Source organism: Streptococcus cristatus (assembly GCF_003943465.1).
GTDB classification, from domain to species: Bacteria; Bacillota; Bacilli; order Lactobacillales; family Streptococcaceae; genus Streptococcus; species Streptococcus cristatus_C.
This window is the reverse complement of sequence record NZ_RJPR01000001.1, coordinates 182,609-208,262: the sequence shown is the minus strand read 5'-3', so window position 1 is coordinate 208,262 and position 25,654 is coordinate 182,609. Positions and strand designations below refer to the sequence as shown.

Below are 25,654 nucleotides of genomic sequence, written 5' to 3'. Positions count from 1 at the left end.
ATGGACACTTGGCAGGAATTAACGATTGAAGTGAAGCGTGAGGCGGAGGAAGCAGCCTCGAATATTCTGATTGAGCTGGGCAGTCAGGGTGTGGCTATCGATGACAGCGCAGATTATCTGGGGCAGGTTGACCAGTATGGTGAGCTTTTTCCAGAAGTTGAGCAGAGCGAGCGGGTCAAGATTACCGGCTACTACCCGGATTCGGTAGATATAGAGGCTGTTGCGGCCCAGGCTAATGAACGTCTGGCTGAGCTGGATGACTTCGGCTTGGAGACGGGAGATATTCAGCTGACTCGGCAGGAACTGGCTGAGGAAGACTGGGCGGACAATTGGAAGAAATACTTTGAGCCGGCTCGTATCACCCATGACTTGACCATTGTGCCGTCTTGGACGGATTATGAGGCGACAGCTGGTGAGAAGATTATCAAGCTGGATCCTGGCATGGCCTTTGGTACAGGGACTCACCCGACGACCAAGATGAGCCTTTTTGCGCTTGAGCAGGTCTTGCGAGGCGGAGAAACTGTGCTGGATGTAGGCACAGGCAGTGGCGTCCTATCCATTGCTAGCTCTCTCTTGGGTGCTAAGGACATCTACGCCTATGATTTAGATGAGGTAGCTGTGCGCGTGGCACAGGAAAATATTGAGCTCAATCCAGGTATGGAGAACATCCACGTGGCGCCGGGTGATCTCCTTCGAGGCGTAGAAATTGAGGCGGATGTCATTGTTGCCAACATTTTGGCCGATATTCTCATCCATCTGACAGAGGATGCCTATCGTTTGGTCAAGGATGAGGGCTATCTGATTATGAGTGGGATTATTTCTGAGAAGTGGGAAATGGTGCGCGAGTCAGCAGAAGCAGCAGGATTTTTCCTGGAAACGCATATGATTCAGGGCGAATGGAATGCCTGTGTCTTTAAGAAAACGCAGGATATTTCAGGCGTGATAGGTGGTTAGATGCAGCAGTATTTTATAAAAGGAAGTCCTCAGTCTCCTCTGGTGGTCACGGATAAGGACACGGCCAAACACATGTTTTCAGTCATGCGGCTCAAAGAGGGCGACCAAGTCACACTGGTCTTTGATGATGGCGTGAAGCGACTGGCTCGGGTGTTAGACTCCAGCCAGCAGAGCTTGGAAATCTTGGAGGAGCTAGCGGAAAATGTGGAATTGCCGGTTCAAGTGACCATTGCTTCAGGTTTTCCCAAGGGTGATAAGTTAGAGTTTATCGCCCAAAAGGCAACGGAGCTAGGAGCTAGTGCTATCTGGGCCTTTCCAGCTGACTGGTCGGTGGCCAAGTGGGATTGCAAAAAGCTAGCTAAAAAGAGCGAAAAGCTAGAGAAAATTGCTCAGGGGGCAGCAGAGCAGAGCAAGCGCAATCTGATTCCAGAGGTTCGGCTCTTTGATAAACAGGCAGATTTTCTAGCGGCCTTGGCAGACTTTGACCGTATCATCGTGGCCTATGAAGAAGCAGCCAAGGAAGGCGAAGCTGCTGCTCTAGTAGAGGCAGTGAGAGGCTTGGCAGCCGGAGCAAAAGTGCTCTTTATCTTCGGGCCGGAGGGTGGTCTATCGCCAGATGAAGTAGCGGCCTTTGGCCAAGCAGGTGCTGTATCAGCAGGTCTAGGCCCACGTATCCTGCGGGCTGAAACAGCTCCGCTTTATGCCTTGACCGCAGTCAGTGTCATGCTTGAATTAGAAAAATGAAATCAGCGGACTTCTGCTGATTTTTTCTTGTCTGTCGCTACTATATCCCTTTTTGTGGAAAACTTTTCTTGACATAAAAATTTTTTATGATCGACTTTAAAAAATACTATTGGACGGCTGAGAGGTGGAATGGTAAGATATTCTATATCAAGTTAAGGAGAGATCATCTATGTGCAGAACAATTGTTGGAGTGTCGGCTAATCTTTGTCCAGTGGATCAGGCGGGCAAAAACATTCATTCATCTGTATCTTGCAAATTTGCCGAAAGCATCAAGCTAGTCGGCGGTCTGCCTATGGTGATTCCTATCGGGGATAAGAGTCTGGTCAAGGACTATATAGAAACCATTGATAAGCTGATCCTATCAGGCGGTCAAAATGTTCATCCGCAGTTTTATGGAGAGGAAAAGGCCATTGATAGCGATGATTACAATCTGGCTCGGGATGAGTTTGAGCTAGCACTCTTAAAGGAGGCTATTCGTCAGGGTAAGCCAGTCTTGGCTATCTGCCGCGGTCTGCAGCTGGTCAATGTTGCTTTTGGTGGCACGCTTAATCAGCAGATTGACAATCATTGGCAGGGGCAGCCATTTGGGACTTCGCACTCTATTCGTACAGAGAAAGGCAGTGTTGTGGAGCGGTTATTTGGTCAGGCCAGCCAGATCAATTCTGTCCATCGCCAAAGCATCAAGGACTTGGCGCCTAATTTCCGAGCAACTGCCTTTGACCCAAGGGATAATACCATCGAAGCGATTGAGGCTGTGGACGGCAGCCGTATCATCGGCCTTCAGTGGCATCCAGAGTTTTTGATCAACGAAGAAAAGGGCAATTTAGAGCTATTTCAATATCTTTTGCAAGAATTATAAAATCTAAAATTATTTTTAGCTAATTTTAAGATAAGCTTTATATAATATAACCATCAAATGAAGACCTCCTAACTTTATTTGATGAAATCCTAAAACTTTTCTTTTTCATAATAATCTCCCTATAAGAACCGCCCAATCGGCGGTTTTTTTGCTGGAAGGGCTGAGAAATCTGGATTTTCATCAATTTAATCACTTTTATGTTATAATGAGTCACAGCAGGCCGAGCGAATCGGTCGGTAGATGGAGGAACAGAGATGTCACGAGCGGAGCGAGTTATTTTAACAAATATGTGTATGGTTTACGATGGGGACCGCATTTTAGTGCAAAATAAAGTAAATGATGATTGGACGGGCCTCTGCTTTCCAGGTGGCCATGTTGAACATCGTGAGTCCTTTGTCAAATCAGTGATACGGGAAATCAAGGAAGAAACGGGTCTGACGATCTATGAGCCTCGCTTGTGTGGTGTCAAGCAGTTTTATACTGAAAAAGATGAGCGCTATATCGTTTTTCTTTACAAGACCAATCGTTTTGAGGGAGAACTGGTCTCATCCGAAGAAGGCGAGGTGTTCTGGATTGACCGCAAAGATCTTGACCGCTACTCGCTGGCTGTGAGCTTTCAGGAAATGTATCAGGTTTTCACGTCAGATTTGACGGAGCAGTTTACCTATCTAGAAGATGGAGAGGTCGTCAAAGATTTATACTAAGGAGAACCGCCCAATCGGCGGTTTTTTTGCTTGTTTTTTGCGAATTTAGTATAATAGGGACAGTAAAAATAGAAAAGAGAACTGTATGAAAATTCGCGGATTCGAGCTGGTTTCCAGCTTTCCAAATGAAGATTTATTACCCAAGAGAGAGACGGCTCACGCAGCGGGCTATGATTTGAAAGTGGCAGAGCGCACCATCATTGCGCCAGGGGAGATTAAGCTAGTTCCGACGGGTGTCAAGGCTTATATGCAGCCAAGCGAGGTGCTTTATCTTTATGACCGCTCGTCCAACCCTCGTAAAAAAGGCCTGGTTTTGATTAACTCCGTTGGGGTCATCGACGGCGACTACTATGGCAATCCTGGAAATGAAGGGCATATCTTTGCTCAGATGAAGAACATCACAGACCAAGAGGTTGTACTGGAAGTGGGTGACCGCATTGTGCAGGCAGTCTTCGCACCATTTTTGATGGCAGATGGAGATGAAGCCGAGGGTGTGCGGACAGGCGGATTTGGCTCTACTGGGCATTGAGATGAAAGTGATCTTTGTGCGCCATGGTGAGCCTGATTACCATGAGTTAGAGGAGCGTTCTTATACTGGCTTTGGTCTGGATTTGGCGCCTTTATCTGAGCAGGGAAGACGGCAGGCTCAGGAACTTTGCCAGCATCCTTTACTGCGTTCAGCTGATTTGCTGGTGTCTTCTGCAATGACGCGAGCTTTAGAAACGGCATCTTATGTGGCTTGTGCCACTGGCCTTCCTTTGAGAGTGGAGCCTTTGCTACACGAATGGCAGGTTTATCAAACGGGAAGAGGGAACTTTGAAAAAGCTCGAAGCCTGTTTTTAGAAAATAATGGTGCCTTGCTCCCCAGTAGTCCTATTCAGTATGAGACGGCTGAGGAGATGAAGGCTCGTTTTGTAGACTGTATGGCAAAGTATCGAGATTACCAGACAGTAGTCCTTGTAGCCCATCGCATGCTGATCCGTCAGTTTGTGCCAAATGAGCAAATTGATTTTTGCCAAGTGATTGAATGTGAGATAGAGATATAGAAAGAGGTTTATCATCGCTAAGAAAAAGACGACCTTTGTCTGTCAAAATTGTGAATACCATTCGCCCAAATACCTAGGCCGCTGTCCTAACTGCGGCTCTTGGTCTTCTTTTGTCGAGGAGGTAGAGGCTGCTGAGGTCAAGCATGCACGTGTTTCCTTGACAGGTGAAAAGACTCGGCCCATGAAGCTGGCTGAGGTCACTTCGATTGATGTCAATCGGACTAAGACAGAAATGGATGAGTTTAACCGTGTGCTGGGTGGTGGCGTGGTGCCTGGTAGTCTGGTTCTGATTGGCGGGGATCCTGGCATCGGGAAGTCTACCCTGCTTCTGCAGGTGTCCACTCAGCTTTCTCATCAGGGCACTGTCCTTTATGTCAGTGGGGAGGAATCAGCTGAGCAGATTAAGTTGCGGGCGGAACGCCTCGGTGATATTGACAGTGAATTTTATCTCTACGCCGAGACCAATATGCAAAACATCCGCACGGAGATTGAGAAAATCAAGCCAGATTTTCTGATTATCGACTCTATACAGACGGTGATGTCGCCGGAAATTTCCAGTGTTCAAGGCTCTGTCTCTCAGGTTCGAGAGGTGACAGCCGAGCTCATGCAGCTGGCCAAGACCAATAATATCGCGACCTTTATCGTTGGTCACATGACCAAGGAAGGAACCTTGGCCGGCCCCCGAACTTTGGAGCACATGGTGGACACCGTGCTTTATTTTGAAGGCGAACGTCAGCACACTTTCCGTATCTTGAGAGCAGTCAAGAACCGCTTTGGCTCTACTAATGAGATCGGCATTTTTGAAATGCAGTCTGGCGGGCTAGTCGAGGTTGTCAATCCAAGTCAAGTCTTTCTGGAAGAGCGGCTGGATGGTGCGACAGGCTCATCCATCGTCGTGACCATGGAAGGAACACGGCCGATTTTAGCTGAGGTGCAGGCTTTGGTGACACCGACCATGTTCGGCAATGCCAAGCGAACCACGACTGGACTGGACTTTAACCGAGCCAGCCTCATTATGGCGGTTCTAGAAAAAAGGGCGGGGCTCCTCCTGCAAAATCAAGACGCCTACCTTAAGTCAGCTGGTGGCGTCAAGCTAGATGAGCCGGCTATTGATTTGGCGGTAGCGGTAGCCATTGCTTCCAGCTACAAGGATCTGCCGACCAATCCTCAAGAGTGCTTTATCGGTGAAATTGGCCTGACTGGTGAAATCCGCCGGGTCAACCGCATCGAGCAGCGCATCAACGAAGCAGCGAAACTGGGCTTTACCAAGATTTATGCTCCCAAAAACTCTCTGAACGGCCTCAAGGTGCCAGACAATATCCAAGTCATCGGTGTGACAACGATTGGGGAAGTCTTGAAAAAAGTCTTTGCTGGATGATTTTCTTTGTTTTAGATTGCAAAAATATTTTATTATTGCTATAATTTTCTTAAAAACAAGGAGGGAACTCTTATGCAATTTTCCATGGATAGCAACATGCAATTTCCACTCGTTGATCTCTACCTTAATCAAGGAGAGACAGTCTTTATCCAGCGTGGCAGTATGGTCTATCACACGCCTAATGTGACCTTGAACACTCAGCTCAATGCTAACGGTTCGGGTTTGGGTCGCTTTGTTAAGGCAGTCGGCCGTTCCATGGTGTCTGGTGAAAGTACCTTCATCACCCAAGCTGTCGCCCAGTCCGATAACGGTTTTCTAGCTTTAGCACCAGAAGTTCCCGGCCAAGTTATTCCCCTTTATCTGGGAGAAAAGCAGTACCGGCTCAATGACGGTGCCTTTCTAGCTCTGGACGGTACGGCTTACTATACGATGGAGCGCCAGTCTGTTGGCAAGGCGATATTTGGCGGTCAAGGTGGCCTCTTCGTCATGACGACTCAAGGGCAGGGGACTCTCTTGGCCAATGCCTATGGATCGATTAGGAAAATTGAGCTAAATAACCAAGAAGTAACCATTGACAATGCCCATGTCGTAGCTTGGAGTCAGTCCTTGGATTATAATATCCATCTGGAAAATGGTTTCTGGCAGTCGATCGGAACGGGAGAAGGAGTTGTCAACACCTTCCGAGGCACTGGGGAAATCTATGTTCAAAGTCTCAATCTTCAAAGCTTTGCGGGCTCACTCAGCCGCTATATCGCAAAAGGTTCATAGAAAGGTGTGGATGAATTTCCGCACCTTTCTTGCATTTTTCTTTCATTTTTTCATAAAAAACGGACATTTTTGCTTTATCTAGATCCGAAAACTGACAAAAGGCTCAAAAGATGATAAGATGGTAGGAAATGGTTTGACTATCAAATAAATTCTAGTAAGGGGAAAGAATGTCCTATTTTGAAAATTTTATGAAGGCCAACCAAGCCTATGTGGACCTGCATGGAACCTCCCACCTGCCGATTAAGCCCAAGACCAAGGTGGCAATCGTGACCTGCATGGACTCTAGGCTACACGTGGCTCAGGCTCTGGGCTTGGCGCTGGGAGATGCTCATATCTTGCGCAACGCTGGCGGTCGGGTGACGGAGGACATGATTCGCTCGCTGGTTATTTCGCAGCAGCAGATGGGCACGCGGGAAATTGTGGTCTTGCACCATACGGATTGTGGCGCACAAACTTTCAAAAATGAAGAATTTGCTGCTTTTCTCACTCAAGAACTGGGCGTTGATGTCAGCGGTCAGGATTTCCTTCCTTTTACAGATGTTGAGGAAAGTGTGCGGGAAGACGTGGAGCTTCTCCGCCAATCACCCCTTATCCCAGATGATGTAGAGATCTCAGGAGCAGTGTATGATGTTGCTACAGGGCGAATGACTGTTGTTCAGTAATTAGCTAGGAAAGCCAATTTATCTGTCGGTATTTCGGCATTGAAATTGGCTGCTTTTTTGTGTTAAAATAGAATACGATTTTAATTTAGTTAGGACAATAAGATGATTCTTTCCATTATTTCACAAGGTCTGGTCTGGGCCATTTTAGGTCTGGGGATTTTCATGACTTTTCGGATTTTGAATTTTCCAGATATGACGACTGAAGGTTCCTTTCCACTAGGTGGGGCGGTAGCTGTCACCTTGATTACCAAGGGGGTGAACCCTTTCTTGGCAACGGCAGCTGCGGTATTGGCGGGCTGTCTGGCAGGCTTGGCGACAGGGCTTCTCTATACCAAGGGCAAGATTCCGACCCTGCTGTCAGGGATTTTGGTCATGACCTCTTGCCATTCCATTATGCTTATGATCATGGGGCGGGCTAATCTAGGTTTGCTGGGAACTCGACAGATTCAGGACTTTTTGCCCTTCTCTGGGGAAATCAATAATCTCCTGACAGGCTTGATTTTTGTCAGTCTGGTTATTGTCGCTCTGCTCTTTTTCCTAGATACCAAGCTGGGGCAGGCCTACATCGCAACTGGGGACAATCCTGATATGGCGCGTAGTTTCGGTATCAATACTGGCCGCATGGAATTGATGGGCATGATCTTGTCTAATGGCGTCATTGCCTTGTCTGGTGCTCTGATTGCCCAGCAGGAGGGCTATGCGGATGTGTCCCGCGGGATTGGGGTTATCGTCGTCGGCTTGGCCAGTCTGATTATCGGAGAAGTGCTTTTTAGGGGTCTGACCTTGGCTGAGCGCCTGATTACCATTGTAGTTGGTGCTATTGCCTATCAGTTTCTGATTTGGGGCGTCATCGCTCTTGGCTTCAACACGAGCTATCTCCGTCTTTATAGTGCGGTTATCTTGGCGGTCTGCCTCATGATTCCGACCTTGAAAAATACATTCTTTAAAGGAGCTAAGTTAAGCAAATGACAGCGATTGTAGAATTAAAAAATGCCAGCAAGCGGGTCAATAACGGCTTTGATGAAGAAAAGGTCATCCTAAACGATGTGTCGCTGGAGATTCATGAGCATGATTTTATCACGATTTTGGGTGGCAATGGAGCAGGGAAATCAACTCTTTTTAATGTGATTGCCGGCACGCTCTCTCTGAGCAGCGGTAGCATTTACATCTTGGGCGAAAATGTGACCAACTTTTCACCTGAAAAGAGAGCCAAATATCTATCGCGCGTCTTTCAAGATCCCAAGATGGGAACGGCTCCTCGGATGACAGTGGCGGAAAACCTGCTGATTGCCAAGTTTCGTGGCGAATCCCGTGGCCTAGTCCCTCGTCGGCTGAATAGCTATCGGCAGGAGTTTCAGGAGACTATTGATAAGATTGGCAATGGTTTGGAAAAACATCTGGATACGCCGATTGAGTTTCTCTCTGGTGGTCAGAGACAGGCTTTGAGTCTGCTCATGGCGACGCTCAAACGTCCAGAGCTGCTTCTCTTGGACGAGCATACAGCAGCACTGGATCCCAAGACCAGTGTGGCTCTTATGGAGCTGACTGACGACTTTGTTCGCAGAGACCAGCTGACAGCCCTCATGATTACCCATCACATGGAGGATGCTCTTAAATACGGCAACCGTCTGATTGTCATGAAGGAAGGGCAAATCATTCAAGATCTCAAGCAAGAAGAAAAAGCCAAGATGACCATAGCGGACTACTATGGCTTGTTTGAATAGGCTTGTCCAGACTCTTGGTTTAAACCTAATATCTAGTTTTTGGGTTCTGTAGACAATAATAGAGAAGATTACGTGAAAGTTTTAAAGTTTAGTTTATCATTCATTGCGGTGATTGCAGTTTTAATTTTAGGTTTAAAGCTCTTAGATGGATTTGAACAGACGGCTGAGGAGCAACATTCTCAAATGCGATAGAGACAAAACTTCATCAGAATCCAGATGTATATGCGTGGCTAACGGTAGAAGGGACTCGAATTGATTATTCAATTGCTCAACATCCACTAGATGATACTTATTACTTATCTCATGATATAGATGGGGCGAAGACGCAAATCGTTGGGTAGCAGCTGCAGAGCTAACTGTTGATATTGCAAGTAACTTCTATCCTATAGCTAAGGATAGCAAATTAAGGAAACTTGAAAAAGCACTCGATGCAGTGGACGCAGCCAATGATGCATCAAAAGTTGCGAAGGCAGCTGATAAAGCTAATGATGCTTTGAAAGCTGCAAGAGTGGTAGATAAGGCGTCCGATGCTGGTAAGCTTTTTAATCCTCCTAAATTAGATAAATTATCTCCAAAAGAGATAGTTGATTTAAATATACAGGAGCTAAAAGGAAGACTGCCAGAAGGCTGGACATTCAATGAGCATAATGGACGTGTTCATATAAAAAATAGCAAAGGGGACTATAAAATCAGAATAGATCCACCTGACCGCATAACTGACTATAATCATATGCACATTTATGATGAAAATGGAAAACCTTTAGATATAAACGGTAATATTGTTAACAGAAAAAGTCCAGATGCCCATATTCCATGGGATAAGTATTAATGGATATTACAAAATAGAGATATGAATATTGAACAAAAACAAAAAGAATTAGATTTAACAAATTATTGGGACGCACCTATTTACAATTTTTATGTGTCATTTTTTGGCGATGAAACTATTATTGAGTATGAGGATAATCAAAAAAAATATTGGCGCGTAACCTTCCTTTTATGTGGTAAAGTAGAGTATACAACAGATGCTTTATGGAAGAATTGGCGTGATTATGATGTGAAAAGTTTGAAAAAGACTCAACTCGGTTATTCCGCACAAAATTTCACGTTGCTTCAGTATGCTCAAAATAAAAATTTTGTTGAGTGCAGAATTGATCTAGGTATTACGGATATAATAATTGTTTGTCGTGATATTCAGATAGAACATCTTGATTTAAAGGGTGCTCATTTCTTTTGGCAGGATAATGAAACTTTAGAGTGAGTAAAGTGTTGAATTTAGATGATTGGAAAGTATAAATCACTTTCACAAATACAATTTGTGACTTAGTTCAATTGCTAACTAGGGGAAATTTTCCCCTAGTTTATTTTATACTAGCTTCACAGTAGACAAGCAGTATAAGCTCATATCGCCAAGGAAACCATCCAGCAGGATAGCGAAACCCTAGTCCATACCTATACCTACGATACTCTGGGTCAAGTGGAAAATATGACCGTAACTAGACTCCTGCTTTACAGAATACATTGAAACATGTATGTAATCCCAAAACGACTAAGGCATCAGATCGGGGTGTAAATAAAACCTTGTCTATAGCTGATTTTAGAAAGTATGAAGATGCGGCAAGACATGGACTCAGATTGGATCAGAAAGAACGAATTGATAGGATGACATTAGAGGAGTATCTAAAGGCTCCCCCAATGACTCCTGAGGAAAATGCCTATGCATCTAATGTAAAATTTGCGAAGTTTAACCAAGAAAATAAAGCTATACTTCCAACTATAGCAGCTGAATTAATAGGCTGGAATAATGGAGAACGTTTAGTTACAGGGAAAGATCCACTAACGGGCGAAGACGCAAATCGTTGGGAGGCAGGTGCAGAGTTAGCTGTTGATATTGCAAATAATTTCTATCCTATAGCTAAGGCTGGCAAATTAAGGAAACTTGAAAAAACACTCGATGCAGTAGATGCAGTCAATGATGCTTCAAAAGCCACGAAGGCAGCTGATAAAGCATCAGATGTTGCTCGTGTGGCAGATAAAGTGGATGATGTCAAAGATGGGATAAAGATAAATCCTTTAGAAGATATCATATTTAAGGATAAGGTAAAAAACAAATGAAACAAGGAGATCTACACTCATTTCCAGAAGTGGTAGAACCATTTGGATCAGAAGGGAAATTATCAACAATAACAGGTGGAGACGGTATTGTCAGAAAAAAAACTTGAAATTCCGGGATCCTATAAAGGTAAGGATGGAGTATTCGAATATATAATTGAACCTGATAATACTGTAAATCATAGGTTCTTTAGACCTAAAAAGTAGGAGCTAAACAATATGGAATTAAGTAAATATAATTTTGAAAATAGAGGTAGTTCGTTAGAAGAGTTTGGTGTTACAAATTATGCATATACATTTAAAGATGTTTTGGCATATATAGACTGGATAGAATCAAAAAAGTTTATTATTCTTGGTGGAGATGTGTATTCAAGACAAGGTGATATATTTGATTTAACTTATGATAGCTGGTATTATTCTCCTAAAAATAAAGATAATGATTCACTAAAGTCGATTTCTGTGGCCAAAAATTATATTAAACAGTATACAAATAGTAATGGAGAAAATTTTTATTTTGCAATAGTCGTTTCAGAATAATAAGGAAGTTATAAAAGTGTTTACTATACAGATGACCATTATAAACGTTTAAAAAATTAAGTAGATTAGAAAAAAATGATAAAAAATAAAATTCACTATATACTAAAACAAAAGNTTGACGAAATACTATCTTCTGAAGATTTTGTAATTCTATTCGACGGGAAGAAAATTCGCAATAAGAATGAATTATTTCGTTTTCTTAAGGACACTATAGATCTTCCTGATTCGGATAATTGGAGCTCAATTATAGATTGGTTAACTGATCTATCTTGGTTGAAAGCAGATAAATATGCTTTTGTATTTGACAATTATAATTCTTTCTTAGCGGATGATCTTGTTTCGAAGGAGCTATTTTTAGAAATTCTGAAAGAAGACGTGTTGCCGTGGTGGGAAAATGATGCTAAAAAATATGTAGTAGGAGGAGTTGCAAAGAGTTTTCAAGTCTATATAATAAAAAATGATTAGGAGTAGAGTCGAAACTAATTATATAGAGGTTATCAAAGATATATCAAACTTCATTTGCTTATATTTTTTGAACGAATATTGGTAAAAATTGAACTGCACCCCAAAAGTTAGACAGAAAATCTAATTTTTGGGGTGTTTTGCTATGAAATTATAAGAAAGTGTTTCTATTCTTTACACTCATCCAAAAATTATATTTTCCTCCCCACAGAACTCTGCCGTATGGATAAGCAGGACAAGCTCATTGGGAATAAAATTCGTAATAAGAATAGATTATTTCCCTAATTCTTTGGCAAAAAAATTCAATCTCTGCGGTGTAAACGCTTGCAATATTTTGTGGAGAGGAGTATAATGTAAGTAAAGATAGGGAAAGGAAAAGCTTAATTTCGCATTCGATTTGCTTTGCTGATATCTAGTTATTTGTAACAGATAAGTCGTTGCTTTACTGGACTATTGGTTAAATCATTGGGTAGGCCTGCTTAGCCTATCTGATTATGACAGTGGGATAGAAAGTAGAAGCTTTTAGATGGTTTTCAGTCTTCGTGATGTTAACCGATAGTTGCTTTGTGATTAATATTTCTAATGCTAAGATAAAAGAAAATCATTAGCGCTTAAAGGAATTAAAAATTTAATAAATTAAATAATCAACAATCAATTGTTAGTCAGTTCCGAATGGAATAAACTGATTGCCCCCATATCAGCAAGGTAAGTCAGACCTCTAGCAGAGTCACGCTAGAGGTCATTTTGATGGATTCAGCGGGTGTTGCTGGAGTCTGCCCTCAGCTAGTGAGGACTAAGGAAGCAGCTTTAAAAAGTGATGGGTAGGGCTTGCTGGGATATAAAATTGTCACGCAACTCTTTTGTCTTCTAGTAGGCTAGGTATCTGAAAAGTGATATAATATAGTTAGCAGAATACAAGGAGAAAAGCAATGAAATCAGCAGTTTATCTTAAGGCTGGTCAAGTTGGACTAGTAGAAATGGATCATCCGCAAATTCTAGACCCAGATGATGCCATTATCCGCATTGTTCGGACCTGTGTCTGTGGTTCTGATCTATGGCGCTACCGCAGTCCGGATATCGAAAAGGGACATCCAAATAGCGGTCACGAGGCGATCGGTATTGTCGAGGAAGTCGGTGAAGCAGTAACGACTGTGAAAGCAGGCGATTTTGTCATTGCTCCCTTTACTCATGGATGTGGGGACTGTGATGCTTGCCGAGCAGGATATGACGGGACTTGTGACCGGCATATCGGCAATAACTGGTCAGATGGGGTGCAAGCGGAATATATGCGCTTTGAGTATGCCAACTGGGCTTTGGTGAAGATTCCGGGTCAGCCGTCAGACTATTCAGAGGGGATGCTTAACTCCTTCTTGGCGCTGGCTGATGTCATGCCGACAGGCTATCATGCGGCGCGTGTGGCAGATGTTAAACCAGGTGACAAGGTAGTTGTCATCGGGGATGGCGCTGTTGGACAATGCGCTGTTATCGCTGCTAAGATGCGGGGAGCTTCCCAAATCGTCCTCATGAGCCGTCACGAAGACCGACAAAAGATGGCGCTTGAATCAGGAGCGACAGCAGTGGTCGCTGAGCGTGGAGAAGAAGGCATTGCCAAGGTGCGCGAAATCCTCGGCGGCGGTGCTGACGCTGCGCTTGAATGTGTCGGAACAGAAGCGGCTGTTGACCAAGCGCTTGGAGTCCTTCACAACGGCGGCCGATTAGGCTTTGTTGGTGTTCCCCACTATAATAATCGTGCCCTTGGTTCCACCTTTGCTCAAAACATCACAGTGGCAGGTGGTGCAGCCTCTGTCACAACCTACGACAAGCAAGTCTTGCTGAAAGCAGTCCTTGATGGCGACATCAATCCAGGCCGTGTCTTTACTTCCAGCTATAAACTGGAAGAGATTGACCGAGCCTATAAAGATATGGACGAACGGAAGACCATTAAGGCCTTGATTGTGATTGACTAAGGTTTGTCAAGATTATTATGTTAGGGGATGTTAAAGGCACTCAAAGGAATTTGAAATTCTGAGAGATCAGTAAAAGGATTTGCAAGGACTAGGTCAGGATTTTCAGTCTTCCACAAATTATAGAAGAAAGAGTAGCTTTTTAGGAAGTCAAAAAGGAGGCGTTGTTAGCGTCCTCTTTTTTTGCTATAGTGGAGCTAGAGAAGAGATTGACTAGGAAGAAATGAGGAATAGCGAGACATATGAAGAAAATAGAAGAGATTGCGGATTTTGGTCCCTTGCCTTCGGCAGTCCAGCTGGCTTATCATCGAGATGAGTTGGCCGCTTTTATCCATTTTGGCATCAATACCTTTTACGAGCAGGAATGGGGAAATGGTCAAGAAGATCCCAAGTGTTTCAATCCGACTAAACTAGATACAGACCAGTGGATCAGGGTTTTGAAAGAAACAGGCTTTAAACGGGTCATTGTCGTGGTCAAGCATCATGATGGCTTTGTTCTTTATCCGAGCCGCTATACAGACTACACGGTAGCTGCCAGTCCGTGGAGAGATGGTGAGGGTGACCTCTTGGCTGAGATTTCCCGCTCAGCCAGTCAGTATGATATGGATTTGGGGCTTTATCTGTCGCCTTGGGATGCCCACAGCCCGCTCTATCATGTAGATACTCAAAAAGCCTACAATGAATATTACCAGCAGCAATTAGAAGAAATCTTGAGCAATCCGCTTTATGGTAATAAAGGAAAATTTGTCGAAATCTGGATGGATGGGGCGCGTGGAGAAGGTGCGCAAAAGCTTTCCTATGAGTTTGACGCTTGGTTTGAAACCATTCGTCGCTATCAAAAAGACGCTGTCATTTTCTCAACTGAGGCGACTGAATTGCGTTGGATTGGCAATGAAAGTGGTCGAGCTGGCGATCCCTTGTGGCAGAAGATTCGGCCAGAAAAGCTAAGTGAGCAGACACCGCCTGTCTATCTTTGCCATGGCGATCCAGAAGGTACGCACTATTCTGTCGGGGAAGCAGATGTTTCCCTGCGTTCGGGTTGGTTTTATCATGAAAGTCAGCAACCCAAGTCCTTGGCGGATTTGCTGGATATTTATCTGGCTTCGGTGGGGCGGGGGACACCGCTTTTGCTCAATGTGCCTCCGACCAAGGAGGGCTTGTTGGCGGCAGTTGACGTCCAGCGCCTGCAGGAATTCCATCAGGTGATTTCTGGCCTTTACGATGAAGACTTGGCTGCGGAGGCTGAAGTCACAAGTAGCAGTGAAAGGATAGGCTATCCAGCAAGTAATCTGACGGACGGCCAAAGGGAGACCTTCTGGGCTCCGAATGAAGAGGAAACCTCTTATGTCTTGGAGATTGACCTAGGGCGCAGCTGTACTTTTAATTTAGTAGAAATCAGAGAACCTATTGCTAAAGGACAACGGATCGCAGGTTTTATCCTAGAAGTAAAGAAAGAAGATAGCTGGACTGTTTTTGCCCGTGGTCAGACGATTAGCTATAAGCGTCTACTTTTGGGTGAAATGGTCGAGGCTCGTTACTTGCGCTTGATTTTGACGGATTTCCAAGCCTTGCCACTGTTGAGTAAGCTGGCCGTGTACAGGACACCAGCGATTATGGAGGAAGAGAAGAGACCTTCTGGTCTGGTGCTTTCACAAGCAGCGGACACAGTAATCGGGGGGCAATCAAGCCAGATTAGTCTGTGTCGTTTAGATGGACTGGAGCAGGCGGAGCAGATCCGACTGGTTACGGAGCCTGGCACAGGAACGCACGGAACGGCTTATGAGGATCAAATCTGGGATGTGAGCTTTGCTCCGGGCGAGAGCAACAAAGAGTTGACCTTATCAACCTTGGCTTTTACAGGTCAGCAAGAATTGAATTTTTACCTTTGTGCCAGCCGAGAGGACGGTCGTCAAAGCAGGATCAAGATTGAGGTCAAAGGGAGTTAGAATGAGAAAAGAGAGTGGGACAGAAATTGGTAATTCGTTAGAATTCGATTTCGTTGTCCCACCTCCGCACAGTTGAGTAGGGCTGTAAAAGCTGATGAAATCAGCGTAGTAGAGCCCGCTCAACCACTGCGTCTTGCTCGATAATCCAAAGACAATTGGGAGGCTAGGACTTTTGTCCCAGCCTCTTTTGCTGTTTTTATGAGTGTGTAGAATCTGAATTTGGCAGCCAAGACAGGTAGAAGTCCAGCCTGTCAGAAGCCAGTAAGTCCTCATGGGAAATTCGTTGCTGGCTTCGTCCGTCTAAGTCTGCCTTTCTCACAAACTGAAAATGGGGGTAGTTATCATGAGCGTAAATATCAAGCCATTTTTGACTTTGAGGTAGGTAGAGGCGCAGATGGTCAAAGAGAGGAATGCCTAAGTCATAGTGAGGCTTGCCGGGGCAAGTCGGATAGAGGCCCAATACGCTCCAGATATACCAAGCAGAAAGACTGCCATTGTCTTCGTCTCCAGGAAAAGCCTGCCAACTAGCCTGAAAAGCCTCTTTTCTCAAGCTTTTGATTAGGAGACTGGTGTATTCTGGCCTGCTACTATAGCGGAAAAGATAAGGAATATGGAAACTAGGCTGATTGGAAATGGCTAGCTGGCCAAAGTGAGCATTCGCCATCTCGCTCATTTCGTGAATTTCGTAGCCGTAGCCCGTGACATCAAAATAAGGCTGGTCCTGATAGAGCCTAGTCAGATAATCAGTAAAGTCTGCCTCACCGCCCATGAGCTCTTTCAAGCCTTCAATATCATGGAAGACGCTGAGCGTATTTTGAATAGCAGAGCATTCGGCATAATCTCGTCCCCAGCTGTAAGGAGAGAAGTCGGCTCGAAATTGTCCTTGTCGGTCTTTGGCTCGCATATAGCCCGTTTCTGAATCGAAAAGATTTTGATAATGGCGTGCCTGCTGGCCGTATCGCTGGGCTACTTGTTCCTCAACATCAAATCGGTGGAGGTAGCTTTCCCAGGCTTGCTTGGTTTGTTCTTTCACCGCATCAAAGTCGGCTCGGGGCAGATTCGTCACGGCCTGCTCTTCCGAGATAAAGGAAGTTGCGAGGGCGAATTGTAGTTGTCCCTGCTCAAAGTCTAGCACCAAGTCCTCTCCAAGGGCATGACTGGCTTGAATGGGCTGGTCAAAGCGCAGGCAGACATGCATGGTCAGAGGCCGCTTGGCTGGATTGGTTTCTTCTTTTAAATTACCTATAAGCGTGTAAGCGTCCAGCATCCGAAAATAAGTCTGAGCCTCACTGTGCAGGATAAGGCTGATAGGCAGGGTCAATCGGCTTGTGAGGCGGAAGCAGGCTCCGTAAGTAGTCGGAGTCAGTTCCGTACTGACTTGATAACGGTTGGAGTGAACTTTCAAATAATGTGGCTGAAAAATACTCTCGTCCGGTCGATAGGACGACTGGCGGTGATAGATATCAGGCTTGCCTATCTTTTCAGTGACAGGCGTGAGCAGGAGCCAAGAGAAATCCCCAATACAAGGACTGGGCTGGTGGGTCAGACGAATACCTTGGAAAATGGGTAAGTCCGGTTTAAAGAACCAAGAACCATCTGTATGGCTACTCTGAGGAACGAAATAATTCATACCGAATGGTGCCCCTGTATAGGGCAGGGTATTGCCGTGGGAAAAGCTATGAGAATTGTCCGTTCCATAGCGGGTATCAATCGTTTCTAGTATTGTTTTCATGGAAAATCTCCTTCGATCCAGCTTGCTTTGTCTTGATTATAACATGAATCAGGAAGTAGCGGACAAGGCAAAAATATATGATCGAAAGGCCTTTAGTTTGTGTATATATTTTAAAAACTGTTTAGCCTATACTAGAGAATGTAAACGAGTATGAAAAAGGAGAAGGAATATGGTTTATTCTAAAGAAATTGTTGGGAAATGGTTGGAGTCTATCGCCCAGTTAGCTCAAGATCATCCGACTTGGGTCTCTGTTTTTGAGCGTTGCTATACGGATACCTTGGACAACACGGTCGAAATCTTAGAAGATGGATCTACTTTTGTGCTGACAGGCGATATTCCAGCTATGTGGCTACGGGATTCGACTGCTCAGCTCAAGCCCTACCTCTTTGTAGCCAAGCAAGATCCAAAAATTCGTCAAACGATTGCTGGCTTGGTCAAACGCCAGATGACGCTGATTCTCAAAGATCCTTATGCCAATGCCTTTAATATCGCTGACAACTGGAAAGGTCACCATGAGACAGATCATACAGACTTGTCTGGTTGGATTTGGGAGCGCAAGTACGAAGTGGACTCTCTCTGCTATCCTCTGCAGCTGGCATATCTCTTGTGGAAAGAGACTGGGGAAACGAGTCATCTAGACGCTACCTTTGTTGCTGGTGTTAAAGAAATTCTACGAGTTTGGACGATCGAGCAGGACCACAACCAGTCTTCTTATCGCTTTGTCCGTGATACGGATCGCAAGGAAGATACCTTGGTCAATGATGGGAAAGGCCCTGACTTTGCAGTGACAGGCATGACTTGGTCGGCCTTCCGTCCAAGTGATGATGCTTGTATATACAGCTATCTAGTACCGTCGAATATGTTTGCAACAGTTGTCTTGGGCTATGTGGCAGAAATCTTTGAAAAATTGAATTTAGAGGGTGCTGAGGAGATCGTTCCGCATGCGCAGCGCCTGCAAAAGGAAATCAAGGAAGGAATTGAAAACCACGCCTATACTCAAAATGCCAAGGGCGAAAAGATTTACGCTTTTGAGGTGGACGGTCTGGGGAATGCCAGCATTATGGACGATCCGAATGTACCAAGCCTTTTGGCAGCGCCTTATCTAGGCTTTTGCTCAATTGACGACGAAGTCTACCAAGCGACACGCCGCACCATTCTAAGCCCAGAAAATCCTTACTATTACGAGGGTAAATATGCTGCGGGACTTGGTAGCTCACACACCTTCTACCGTTATATTTGGCCGATTGCCCTAGCCATTCAAGGATTGACCACGCACGATAAGGAAGAAAAACGTCGAATTTTGGACTTGCTCGTGGCCTGCGATGGTGGTACAGGTGTTATGCACGAAAGCTTCCATGTGGACGACCCGACTAAGTATTCTCGCGAATGGTTCAGCTGGGCCAACATGATGTTCTGCGAACTGGTATTAGATTATTATGATTTAAAAATTGAGGTATAGAATTAACAATAGAGGAACAAAAATGGAAAATATTACTGTACATATCATTTCTCACAGCCACTGGGATCGCGAATGGTATCTCCCCTTTGAATCCCACCGTATGCAGCTGGTCGAGCTTTTTGACAATCTCTTTGATTTGTTTGAAAATGATCCAGAATTCAAAAGCTTCCACTTAGACGGGCAAACCATTGTCTTGGATGATTATCTGGAAATCCGTCCTGAAAATCGGGATAAATTGCAGCGCTACATTGATGAAGGTAAGCTGAAAATCGGACCTTTCTATATCCTGCAGGATGATTATTTGATTTCCAGCGAAGCCAATGTCCGCAACACCTTGATTGGTCAGCAGGAGTGCAAGAAGTGGGGTAAGTCCACTCAGATTGGTTATTTCCCAGATACTTTTGGGAATATGGGGCAGGCGCCTCAGCTTTTGCAGCAATCCGGTATTCACATAGCTGCTTTCGGCCGTGGGGTTAAGCCGATCGGTTTTGACAACCAAGTCTTGGAGGACGAGCAATTCACTTCTCAGTACTCTGAAATGTACTGGCAAGGTGCCGATGGCAGTAAAGTGCTAGGAATCCTCTTTGCCAACTGGTACAGCAATGGGAATGAAATCCCAACAGATCCAGAAGAAGCGAAGATTTTTTGGGAGCAAAAATTAGCTGATGTGAAGAGCTATGTCTCTACTAATCAATGGCTGATGATGAACGGCTGTGACCACCAGCCAGTTCAGCGTGACCTCAGCGAAGCCATCCGAGTAGCCAATGAGCTTTATCCAGAAACAAACTTTGTGCACAGTTCTTTTGATGACTATATGCAAGCTGTGGAAGTGGCCCTGCCTGAGGAACTGTCAACAGTTCAAGGCGAATTGACCAGCCAAGAAACCGACGGTTGGTACACTTTGGCTAATACCTCTTCAGCCCGCATCTATCTGAAGCAGGCCTTCCAAGAAAACAGTAACTTGCTAGAGCAGGTGGTTGAGCCGCTGACTGTTATCACAGGCGGTCACAATCACAAAGATCAGCTGACTTATGCTTGGAAGACCCTCTTGCAAAATGCTCCACATGACAGCATTTGCGGCTGCAGTGTCGACGAAGTTCACCGCGAAATGGAGACCCGCTTCGCCAAGGTCAATCAAGTGGGCAAATTTATCAAAGGCAACCTGCTGGAAGAATGGAAGCAAAAGCTGGATAGCCGCCAAGCTGAGAGCGACCTACTCTTCACCGTTGTCAATACTGGACTCCATGACAAAATTGATACCGTTTCTGTGGATGTGACCTTTGCGACCTGTGATTTCAAGGAAGCGCATCCGACAGAGGCCTATCGGAGAATGGCAGAATTGACAATTCCAGACTTGATTGTGAAGGATTTGGATGGCCGCTATGTTGAAGCTAAAATCGAGGATTTGGGAGCTAATTTCCAATATGATCTTCCAAAAGACCGCTTCCGTCAGGCTTATATCGCTCGTCAGTTGCGCGTGACGTTACCGATTCATCTAGCACCTCTGGCTTGGAAAACCTTCCAATTGCTTCCTGGTGCAAAAGAAGAGCATGAAAGTCTCTACCGTAATGGCGTGATTGATACTCCATTTGTGACTATCAGCTTTGATGAAGACTTGACCGTCTATGATAAGACAACCCATGAAGCCTATGAAGACTTCCTCCGCTTTGAAGATCGGGGCGATATTGGAAATGAGTATATCTACTTCCAGCCAAAAAATACAGAGCCAATCTATGCCAAACTGGATGGCGTTAAGGTGTTGGAAAACAATGCCCGCTATGCCAAGGTGGAATTAAGCCATGAATTGACCTTGCCAGTAAGTGCAGATGAACTGTTGGATCAAGAACAAAAGGGCATCGTTGAGTTTATGAAGCGCTCAGCAGGCCGTTCGTCAGAATTGACAACTATGATCTTGACAACTGAGTTGACAGTCTTTGCGGACAGCCCACAATTGCGCTTTAAGACTTGCTTTACCAATACCGCTAGGGATCACCGCATCCGTGTTCTCTTCAGGACTCACAACAGCAGTAAAACCAACGATTCAGACAGCATTTACGAAGTGGTTCGCCGCAACAACCAACCCGCTGCCTCATGGGAAAATCCAGAAAATCCACAGCACCAGCAAGCCTTCGTCAGTCTTTATGATGACCAAAAAGCAGTCACAGTTGCTAATAAAGGTCTAAATGAATACGAGATTTTAGGTGATGACACGATTGCTGTAACGATTCTGCGAGCAACAGGTGAGCTGGGCGACTGGGGCTACTTCCCAACGCCAGAAGCCCAGTGTCTGCGTGACTTCCAAGTCGAGTACACGGTGGAATGCCACCAACCGCAAGAGCGATTTGCTGCTTATCGTCGGGCCAAAGCCTTCCAAACACCGTTGACAGCTCTGCAAATTTCCAAACAAGAAGGGACTGTTGCAGCGACTGGACAAGCCTTGGATCACCCTGTTTTGAACCTAGCAGAAATTTGTCCGACAGCCCTTAAAGTGGCGGAGGACGAGTCAGGAATCGTCCTTCGTTACTACAATATGACCCAAGAGGAGCAAGAAGTGACAACTGGTTCCCAAACCCTAGTCAACCTTTTGGAAGAAGTGCTTCCAGAAAAGGATGGAATCTTAGGGCCACAGGAAATTCGCACAGAGCTCTTGAAAAAAGATTAAAAAGAGGAGGCTAGGGCAATGGACTAAATACTTGAACATTTAGTTCCTTGCCCTATTGCCTTTCAAGTTCTATAAAACAGAGAAAGGAGAAAAAATGCTTATTGCAACAATTGACATAGGCGGTACAGGTATCAAGTTTGCGGCTATGTCCAAAGAAGGAGAGATACTGGAAAAGCAAGACATTGCTACGCCAGACAATTTAGATGCCTTGCTAGCTTGGCTGGATTCTTGTCTTTCCAAGCGGGATTACCAGGGCATTGCCATGAGTGTGCCTGGGGCGGTTGACCGAGAGACAGGAGTCATTGATGGGATTAGCGCTGTTCCTTATATTCACGGTTTTTCCTGGTATGATAAGCTGGCTTCTTATGGTTTGCCAGTCCATCTAGAAAATGATGCCAACTGTGTTGGTTTGAGTGAACTTCTGGCTCATCCCGAGCTGGAAAATGCAGCCTGTGTGGTTATCGGTACTGGGATTGGCGGAGCTATGATTATCAATGGCAAGCTTCATCGTGGTCGTCACAGTTTGGGTGGGGAGTTTGGCTATATGACAACCCTAGCGCCTGCTGAAAAACTCAATAACTGGTCGCAACTAGCCTCAACTGGCAACATGGTAGCTTACGTGGTTGAAAAATCAGGGCAGGCAGACTGGGATGGTCGCAAGATTTACCAAGAAGCTGCGGCAGGAAATGCCCTTTGCCAAGAAGCCATCGAGCGGATGAACCGTAATCTTGCACAAGGTTTGCTTAATATCCAGTATCTCATTGATCCAGATGTGATTAGTCTGGGCGGCTCCATCAGCCAAAATCCTGACTTCATTCAAGGTGTCCGCTCAGCGATTGCTTACTATGTCGACCGCTATGAAGAGTATTCGGTGGTGCCAGAAATTTTAGCGTGTACCTACAAGGGGGAGGCTAATCTTTATGGCGCTTTAGTAAACTGGTTACAGGAGGAAGGCCAATGGCCACATTTGTAGGATTATCAAGCAAGCAAGAAAAGGCTCTTGCTCGCTTAGAAAAATATTTGAACTTGGGGGAGATTGAAGTCAGTCTTGTTCCTAGCTCAGCCGTCTCAATCAAGGTAGAAGGCCATCAGGGACGTTATCAAGTCAGCTATCATAAGCCTCATCAGCTCTATCGTGCTTTAGCCCTCTTATCTGCTGCTCTCAAAGCAGGGCAGGATGAGGTGGAGATCGAGGAAAGAGCGGCCTATGAGGACTTGGCCTATATGGCCGACTGCTCTCGCAATGCTGTCTTGAATATGAACTCAGCTAAGAAAATGATTGAAGTCTTGGCCTTGATGGGGTATTCCACTTTTGAACTTTACATGGAAGATACCTATGAGATAGCAGACCAGCCCTATTTTGGCTATTTCAGAGGCCGGTACACTGTTGCAGAATTGCAAGAGATTGAGGCTTATGCCGCAGATTTTGATTTGACCTTTGTACCATGTATCCAGACCTTGGCCCATCTGTCAGCTTTTGTCAAATGGGGTGTCAAGGAAGTGCAGGAACTTCGAGATGTGGAGGATATCTTATTGATCGGGGAAGAAAAGGTCTACAACCTCATAGAAGGCATGTTTAAGACAATGTCCCAGCTTCGCACACGTAAGATAAATATCGGGATGGACGAAGCCCACTTGGTTGGGCTCGGACGCTACTTGATTCAGCATGGTTTCCAAAACCGTAGCCTCCTCATGTGCCAACATCTTGAGCGCGTGCTGGATATCGCTGATAAGTACGGTTTCCACTGTCAGATGTGGAGCGATATGTTCTTCAAGCTCATGTCAGCAGATGGCCAGTATGACCGTGACGTAGAAGTTCCAGAGGAAACTCGAGTTTATCTGGATCAACTCAAAGACCGTGTGACCTTGGTTTACTGGGATTACTATCAGGATAGCGAGGAAAAATACAACCGTAACTTCCAAAATCATCACAAAATCAGTCAGGACATTGCCTTTGCTGGCGGTGCTTGGAAGTGGATTGGCTTTACACCGCACAATCATTTCAGTCGCTTGGTAGCTCTTGAAGCCAATAAAGCCTGCCGCCAAAATCAAGTCAAGGAAGTGATTGTGACTGGCTGGGGAGATAACGGTGGAGAAACTTCTCAATTTTCTATCCTGCCTGCCCTACAGATTTGGGCAGAACTAGCTTATCGAAATGATTTAGATAAATTAGCCGAGCATTTCTTGGTTAGCACAGGTCTTGATGTTGATGATTTTATGAAAGTAGACTTGGCCAATCTATTGCCAGGCTTGCCAGAAAACCTCAGTGGTATCAATCCAAATCGTTATATCCTCTATCAAGATATTCTCTGTCCTTTGCTGGAACGCCATATCCGACCTGAAGAGGACGGCCAGCATTTTGAAGCTGCCGCTCAGTCCTTGAAAGAAGTCAGCCACAAAGCTGGTGAATATAGTTATCTCTTTGAGACTCAGGCTCAGTTGAATGCGCTCTTGGCCTTGAAGATTGCCGTCACATCTGGCATTCAAGAAGCCTATCGTGCAGGAGACAAGGATCGCTTGGCAGAACTAGCTGAGAAAGATTTGCCTTTGTTCTATCAAAAAGTGGAAGACTTTGCCGAGCAATTCAGTCGCCAATGGCAGCTAGAAAATAAAATTTTCGGACTGGATACCATTGATATCCGCTTTGGAGGCTTGCTCAAGCGGATCAAACGGGCGCAGGAACGCCTAGAGAAATACACGACTGGTCAGCTTGATTCTGTAGAAGAATTAGAGCAAGAAATCTTGCCTTTCAATGACTTTTATGGAGACAAGAACTTTGCAGCCACAACAGCCAACCAGTGGCATACCATCGCTACAGCATCAACGATTTACACAACGTAATTATTTTGTCTGATCATAGTTTTCATGCCTCTGTTCTACTTTTTATCTGTATATTAGATAAATAATTTGTATAGTTTTTTCTATAATTAGGAGTTTAAATGAGAATAGAAAAAGGCATATAATAGAAACATGAAAACGATATCAAAACAATAGAAAGGGAGATTTGAATGAATAAGGTTATTAAAACACTGAAAGAAAACTTTATTTTCTTGCTCATGGTCTTACCAGGAGTTGTTTGGTTTGTTTTGTTCTTCTATATACCAGTTTTAGGAAACGTCGTTGCATTTAAGAATTTTAAACTAAGTGGTGAAGGATTCATCCATAGCATTATGAGCAGTGAATGGGTGGGATTCAATAACTTCAAGTTCTTATTTAATTCCAAGGATGCCTATACGATTACACGAAATACCATTCTTTATAATGGTGGTTTCATCATTTTAGGATTGATTTTCTCTGTCGGAATTGCCATTATCTTTAGCGAACTTCGTTCGAAAAAGATGGTAAAGATTTATCAGACAACCATGCTGTTCCCGTATTTCCTTTCTTGGGTTATCATTAGTTTCTTCGTAGATGCTTTCTTGAACCCTGGCAAGGGCTTGCTGAACAATTTATTGCACAATCCGAATATCAACTTTTACACAGTGGTCTCCTTCTGGCCAGCCTTCATCCTTTTCATTGGTATCTGGAAGGGATTAGGCTACAGTAGTATTTTGTACTATGCGAGTATCATGGGTATTGATCCGACTTACTATGAGGCAGCAACGGTAGACGGTGCTACAAAATGGCAGCGCATCCGGAATATCACATTGCCATCTTTGGCTTCTCTTATCACAGTATTGACCATTCTAGCAGTCGGAAACATCTTCCGCGCGGACTTCGGCTTGTTCTATACTGTTCCGCATAATTCAGGATCACTCTTTAGCGTAACCAATGTCTTGGATACCTATGTCTATCGTGGATTGACCGGTACAGGTGATATCGGGATGGCTTCAGCTGCGGGTCTCTATCAATCAGTTGTGGGCTGTATCCTTGTTATCGTCAGCAACCTGATTGTCCGCAGAATTGATAAAGAATCTGCTCTCTTTTAGAAGGAGGAACTT

At 44.8% G+C, this 25,654-nt stretch carries 24 protein-coding genes; 23 read left to right on the top strand and 1 reads right to left on the bottom strand.

Going from position 1 to position 25,654, the window contains the following annotated elements:
* The 18 genes from prmA (at position 1) to D8793_RS00985 (ending at position 15,860) form a co-directional block, all read left to right on the top strand.
* Complete coding sequence (gene prmA, locus D8793_RS01090) at positions 1-954, top strand: 50S ribosomal protein L11 methyltransferase (RefSeq protein WP_125370893.1); 954 nt, start codon at positions 1-3, stop codon at positions 952-954.
* Positions 955-1,698, top strand: coding sequence for a 16S rRNA (uracil(1498)-N(3))-methyltransferase (locus D8793_RS01085; protein WP_125370894.1), 744 nt, complete (start codon positions 955-957; stop codon positions 1,696-1,698).
* Positions 1,699-1,867: 169 nt separating this feature from the next.
* Positions 1,868-2,557 (top strand): gamma-glutamyl-gamma-aminobutyrate hydrolase family protein, encoded by a 690-nt coding sequence (locus D8793_RS01080; RefSeq protein ID WP_125370895.1) that lies wholly within the window; start codon positions 1,868-1,870, stop codon positions 2,555-2,557.
* A gap of 254 nt (positions 2,558-2,811) precedes the next feature.
* Positions 2,812-3,261: an 8-oxo-dGTP diphosphatase gene (locus D8793_RS01070; RefSeq protein ID WP_125370896.1), complete on the top strand. Its 450-nt coding sequence runs from the start codon at positions 2,812-2,814 to the stop codon at positions 3,259-3,261.
* Between the two features lie 85 nt (positions 3,262-3,346).
* Positions 3,347-3,790, top strand: a complete 444-nt coding sequence (locus D8793_RS01060; RefSeq protein WP_125370897.1) for a dUTP diphosphatase — start codon at positions 3,347-3,349, stop codon at positions 3,788-3,790.
* Entirely contained in the window at positions 3,741-4,307 is a 567-nt protein-coding gene (locus D8793_RS01055) for a histidine phosphatase family protein (protein ID WP_260471072.1), read from the top strand. Before D8793_RS01060 ends, D8793_RS01055 begins: the two co-directional genes overlap by 50 nt.
* A 10-nt stretch (positions 4,308-4,317) precedes the next feature.
* The gene (radA, locus tag D8793_RS01050) at positions 4,318-5,685 is read left to right on the top strand and encodes a DNA repair protein RadA (protein ID WP_125370898.1); all 1,368 of its coding nucleotides are present in this window, start codon (positions 4,318-4,320) and stop codon (positions 5,683-5,685) included.
* 72 nt (positions 5,686-5,757) lie between these two features.
* Entirely contained in the window at positions 5,758-6,453 is a 696-nt protein-coding gene (locus tag D8793_RS01045; protein WP_005591607.1) for a TIGR00266 family protein, read from the top strand.
* 167 nt (positions 6,454-6,620) lie between these two features.
* Positions 6,621-7,115 (top strand): beta-class carbonic anhydrase, encoded by a 495-nt coding sequence (locus tag D8793_RS01040; protein WP_125370899.1) that lies wholly within the window; start codon positions 6,621-6,623, stop codon positions 7,113-7,115.
* A gap of 102 nt (positions 7,116-7,217) precedes the next feature.
* Complete coding sequence (locus D8793_RS01035) at positions 7,218-8,084, top strand: ABC transporter permease (RefSeq protein WP_125370900.1); 867 nt, start codon at positions 7,218-7,220, stop codon at positions 8,082-8,084.
* A complete protein-coding gene (locus D8793_RS01030; protein ID WP_005591610.1) occupies positions 8,081-8,839 on the top strand; it encodes an ABC transporter ATP-binding protein in 759 nt (252 codons plus the stop codon). The genes D8793_RS01035 and D8793_RS01030 overlap by 4 nt, the downstream gene beginning before the upstream one ends.
* A gap of 433 nt (positions 8,840-9,272) precedes the next feature.
* The gene (locus D8793_RS12035; protein WP_221760773.1) at positions 9,273-9,668 is read left to right on the top strand and encodes a hypothetical protein; all 396 of its coding nucleotides are present in this window, start codon (positions 9,273-9,275) and stop codon (positions 9,666-9,668) included.
* A gap of 21 nt (positions 9,669-9,689) precedes the next feature.
* On the top strand, positions 9,690-10,100 hold the full coding sequence (locus D8793_RS01015; RefSeq protein WP_125370901.1) for a PIM7 family immunity protein: 411 nt from the start codon (positions 9,690-9,692) through the stop codon (positions 10,098-10,100).
* A 401-nt stretch (positions 10,101-10,501) separates the two neighbouring features.
* Positions 10,502-10,954, top strand: a complete 453-nt coding sequence (locus D8793_RS12030) for a pre-toxin TG domain-containing protein (protein WP_221760774.1) — start codon at positions 10,502-10,504, stop codon at positions 10,952-10,954.
* A gap of 216 nt (positions 10,955-11,170) precedes the next feature.
* Entirely contained in the window at positions 11,171-11,488 is a 318-nt protein-coding gene (gene imm40, locus D8793_RS01000) for an Imm40 family immunity protein (RefSeq protein WP_125370902.1), read from the top strand.
* A gap of 75 nt (positions 11,489-11,563) precedes the next feature.
* A complete protein-coding gene (locus tag D8793_RS00995) occupies positions 11,564-11,953 on the top strand; it encodes a barstar family protein (RefSeq protein ID WP_260471255.1) in 390 nt (129 codons plus the stop codon).
* A gap of 926 nt (positions 11,954-12,879) precedes the next feature.
* Positions 12,880-13,917 (top strand): zinc-binding dehydrogenase, encoded by a 1,038-nt coding sequence (locus D8793_RS00990; protein WP_125370903.1) that lies wholly within the window; start codon positions 12,880-12,882, stop codon positions 13,915-13,917.
* 239 nt (positions 13,918-14,156) lie between these two features.
* A complete protein-coding gene (locus tag D8793_RS00985) occupies positions 14,157-15,860 on the top strand; it encodes an alpha-L-fucosidase (RefSeq protein WP_125370904.1) in 1,704 nt (567 codons plus the stop codon).
* Between the two features lie 196 nt (positions 15,861-16,056).
* Here D8793_RS00985 and D8793_RS00975 read toward each other — a convergent pair whose 3' ends face one another.
* On the bottom strand, positions 16,057-17,592 hold the full coding sequence (locus D8793_RS00975) for a glycoside hydrolase domain-containing protein (RefSeq protein ID WP_185761013.1): 1,536 nt from the start codon (positions 17,590-17,592) through the stop codon (positions 16,057-16,059).
* A 169-nt stretch (positions 17,593-17,761) separates the two neighbouring features.
* On the opposite strand from D8793_RS00975, the gene D8793_RS00970 reads away from it, so the two are divergent.
* The 5 genes from D8793_RS00970 to D8793_RS00950 all read left to right on the top strand — a co-directional run bounded on the left by D8793_RS00970 (position 17,762) and on the right by D8793_RS00950 (position 25,642).
* Positions 17,762-19,051 (top strand): glycoside hydrolase family 125 protein, encoded by a 1,290-nt coding sequence (locus D8793_RS00970; RefSeq protein ID WP_125370905.1) that lies wholly within the window; start codon positions 17,762-17,764, stop codon positions 19,049-19,051.
* 22 nt (positions 19,052-19,073) lie between these two features.
* Positions 19,074-21,713, top strand: coding sequence for an alpha-mannosidase (locus D8793_RS00965; RefSeq protein ID WP_125370906.1), 2,640 nt, complete (start codon positions 19,074-19,076; stop codon positions 21,711-21,713).
* A 94-nt stretch (positions 21,714-21,807) separates the two neighbouring features.
* Positions 21,808-22,686, top strand: a complete 879-nt coding sequence (locus D8793_RS00960; RefSeq protein ID WP_125370907.1) for an ROK family protein — start codon at positions 21,808-21,810, stop codon at positions 22,684-22,686.
* Entirely contained in the window at positions 22,671-24,554 is a 1,884-nt protein-coding gene (locus D8793_RS00955) for a beta-N-acetylhexosaminidase (RefSeq protein WP_125370908.1), read from the top strand. Before D8793_RS00960 ends, D8793_RS00955 begins: the two co-directional genes overlap by 16 nt.
* Before the next feature lie 167 nt (positions 24,555-24,721).
* Entirely contained in the window at positions 24,722-25,642 is a 921-nt protein-coding gene (locus D8793_RS00950) for an ABC transporter permease (protein WP_125370909.1), read from the top strand.
* The last annotated feature ends 12 nt before the right edge of the window (positions 25,643-25,654 follow it).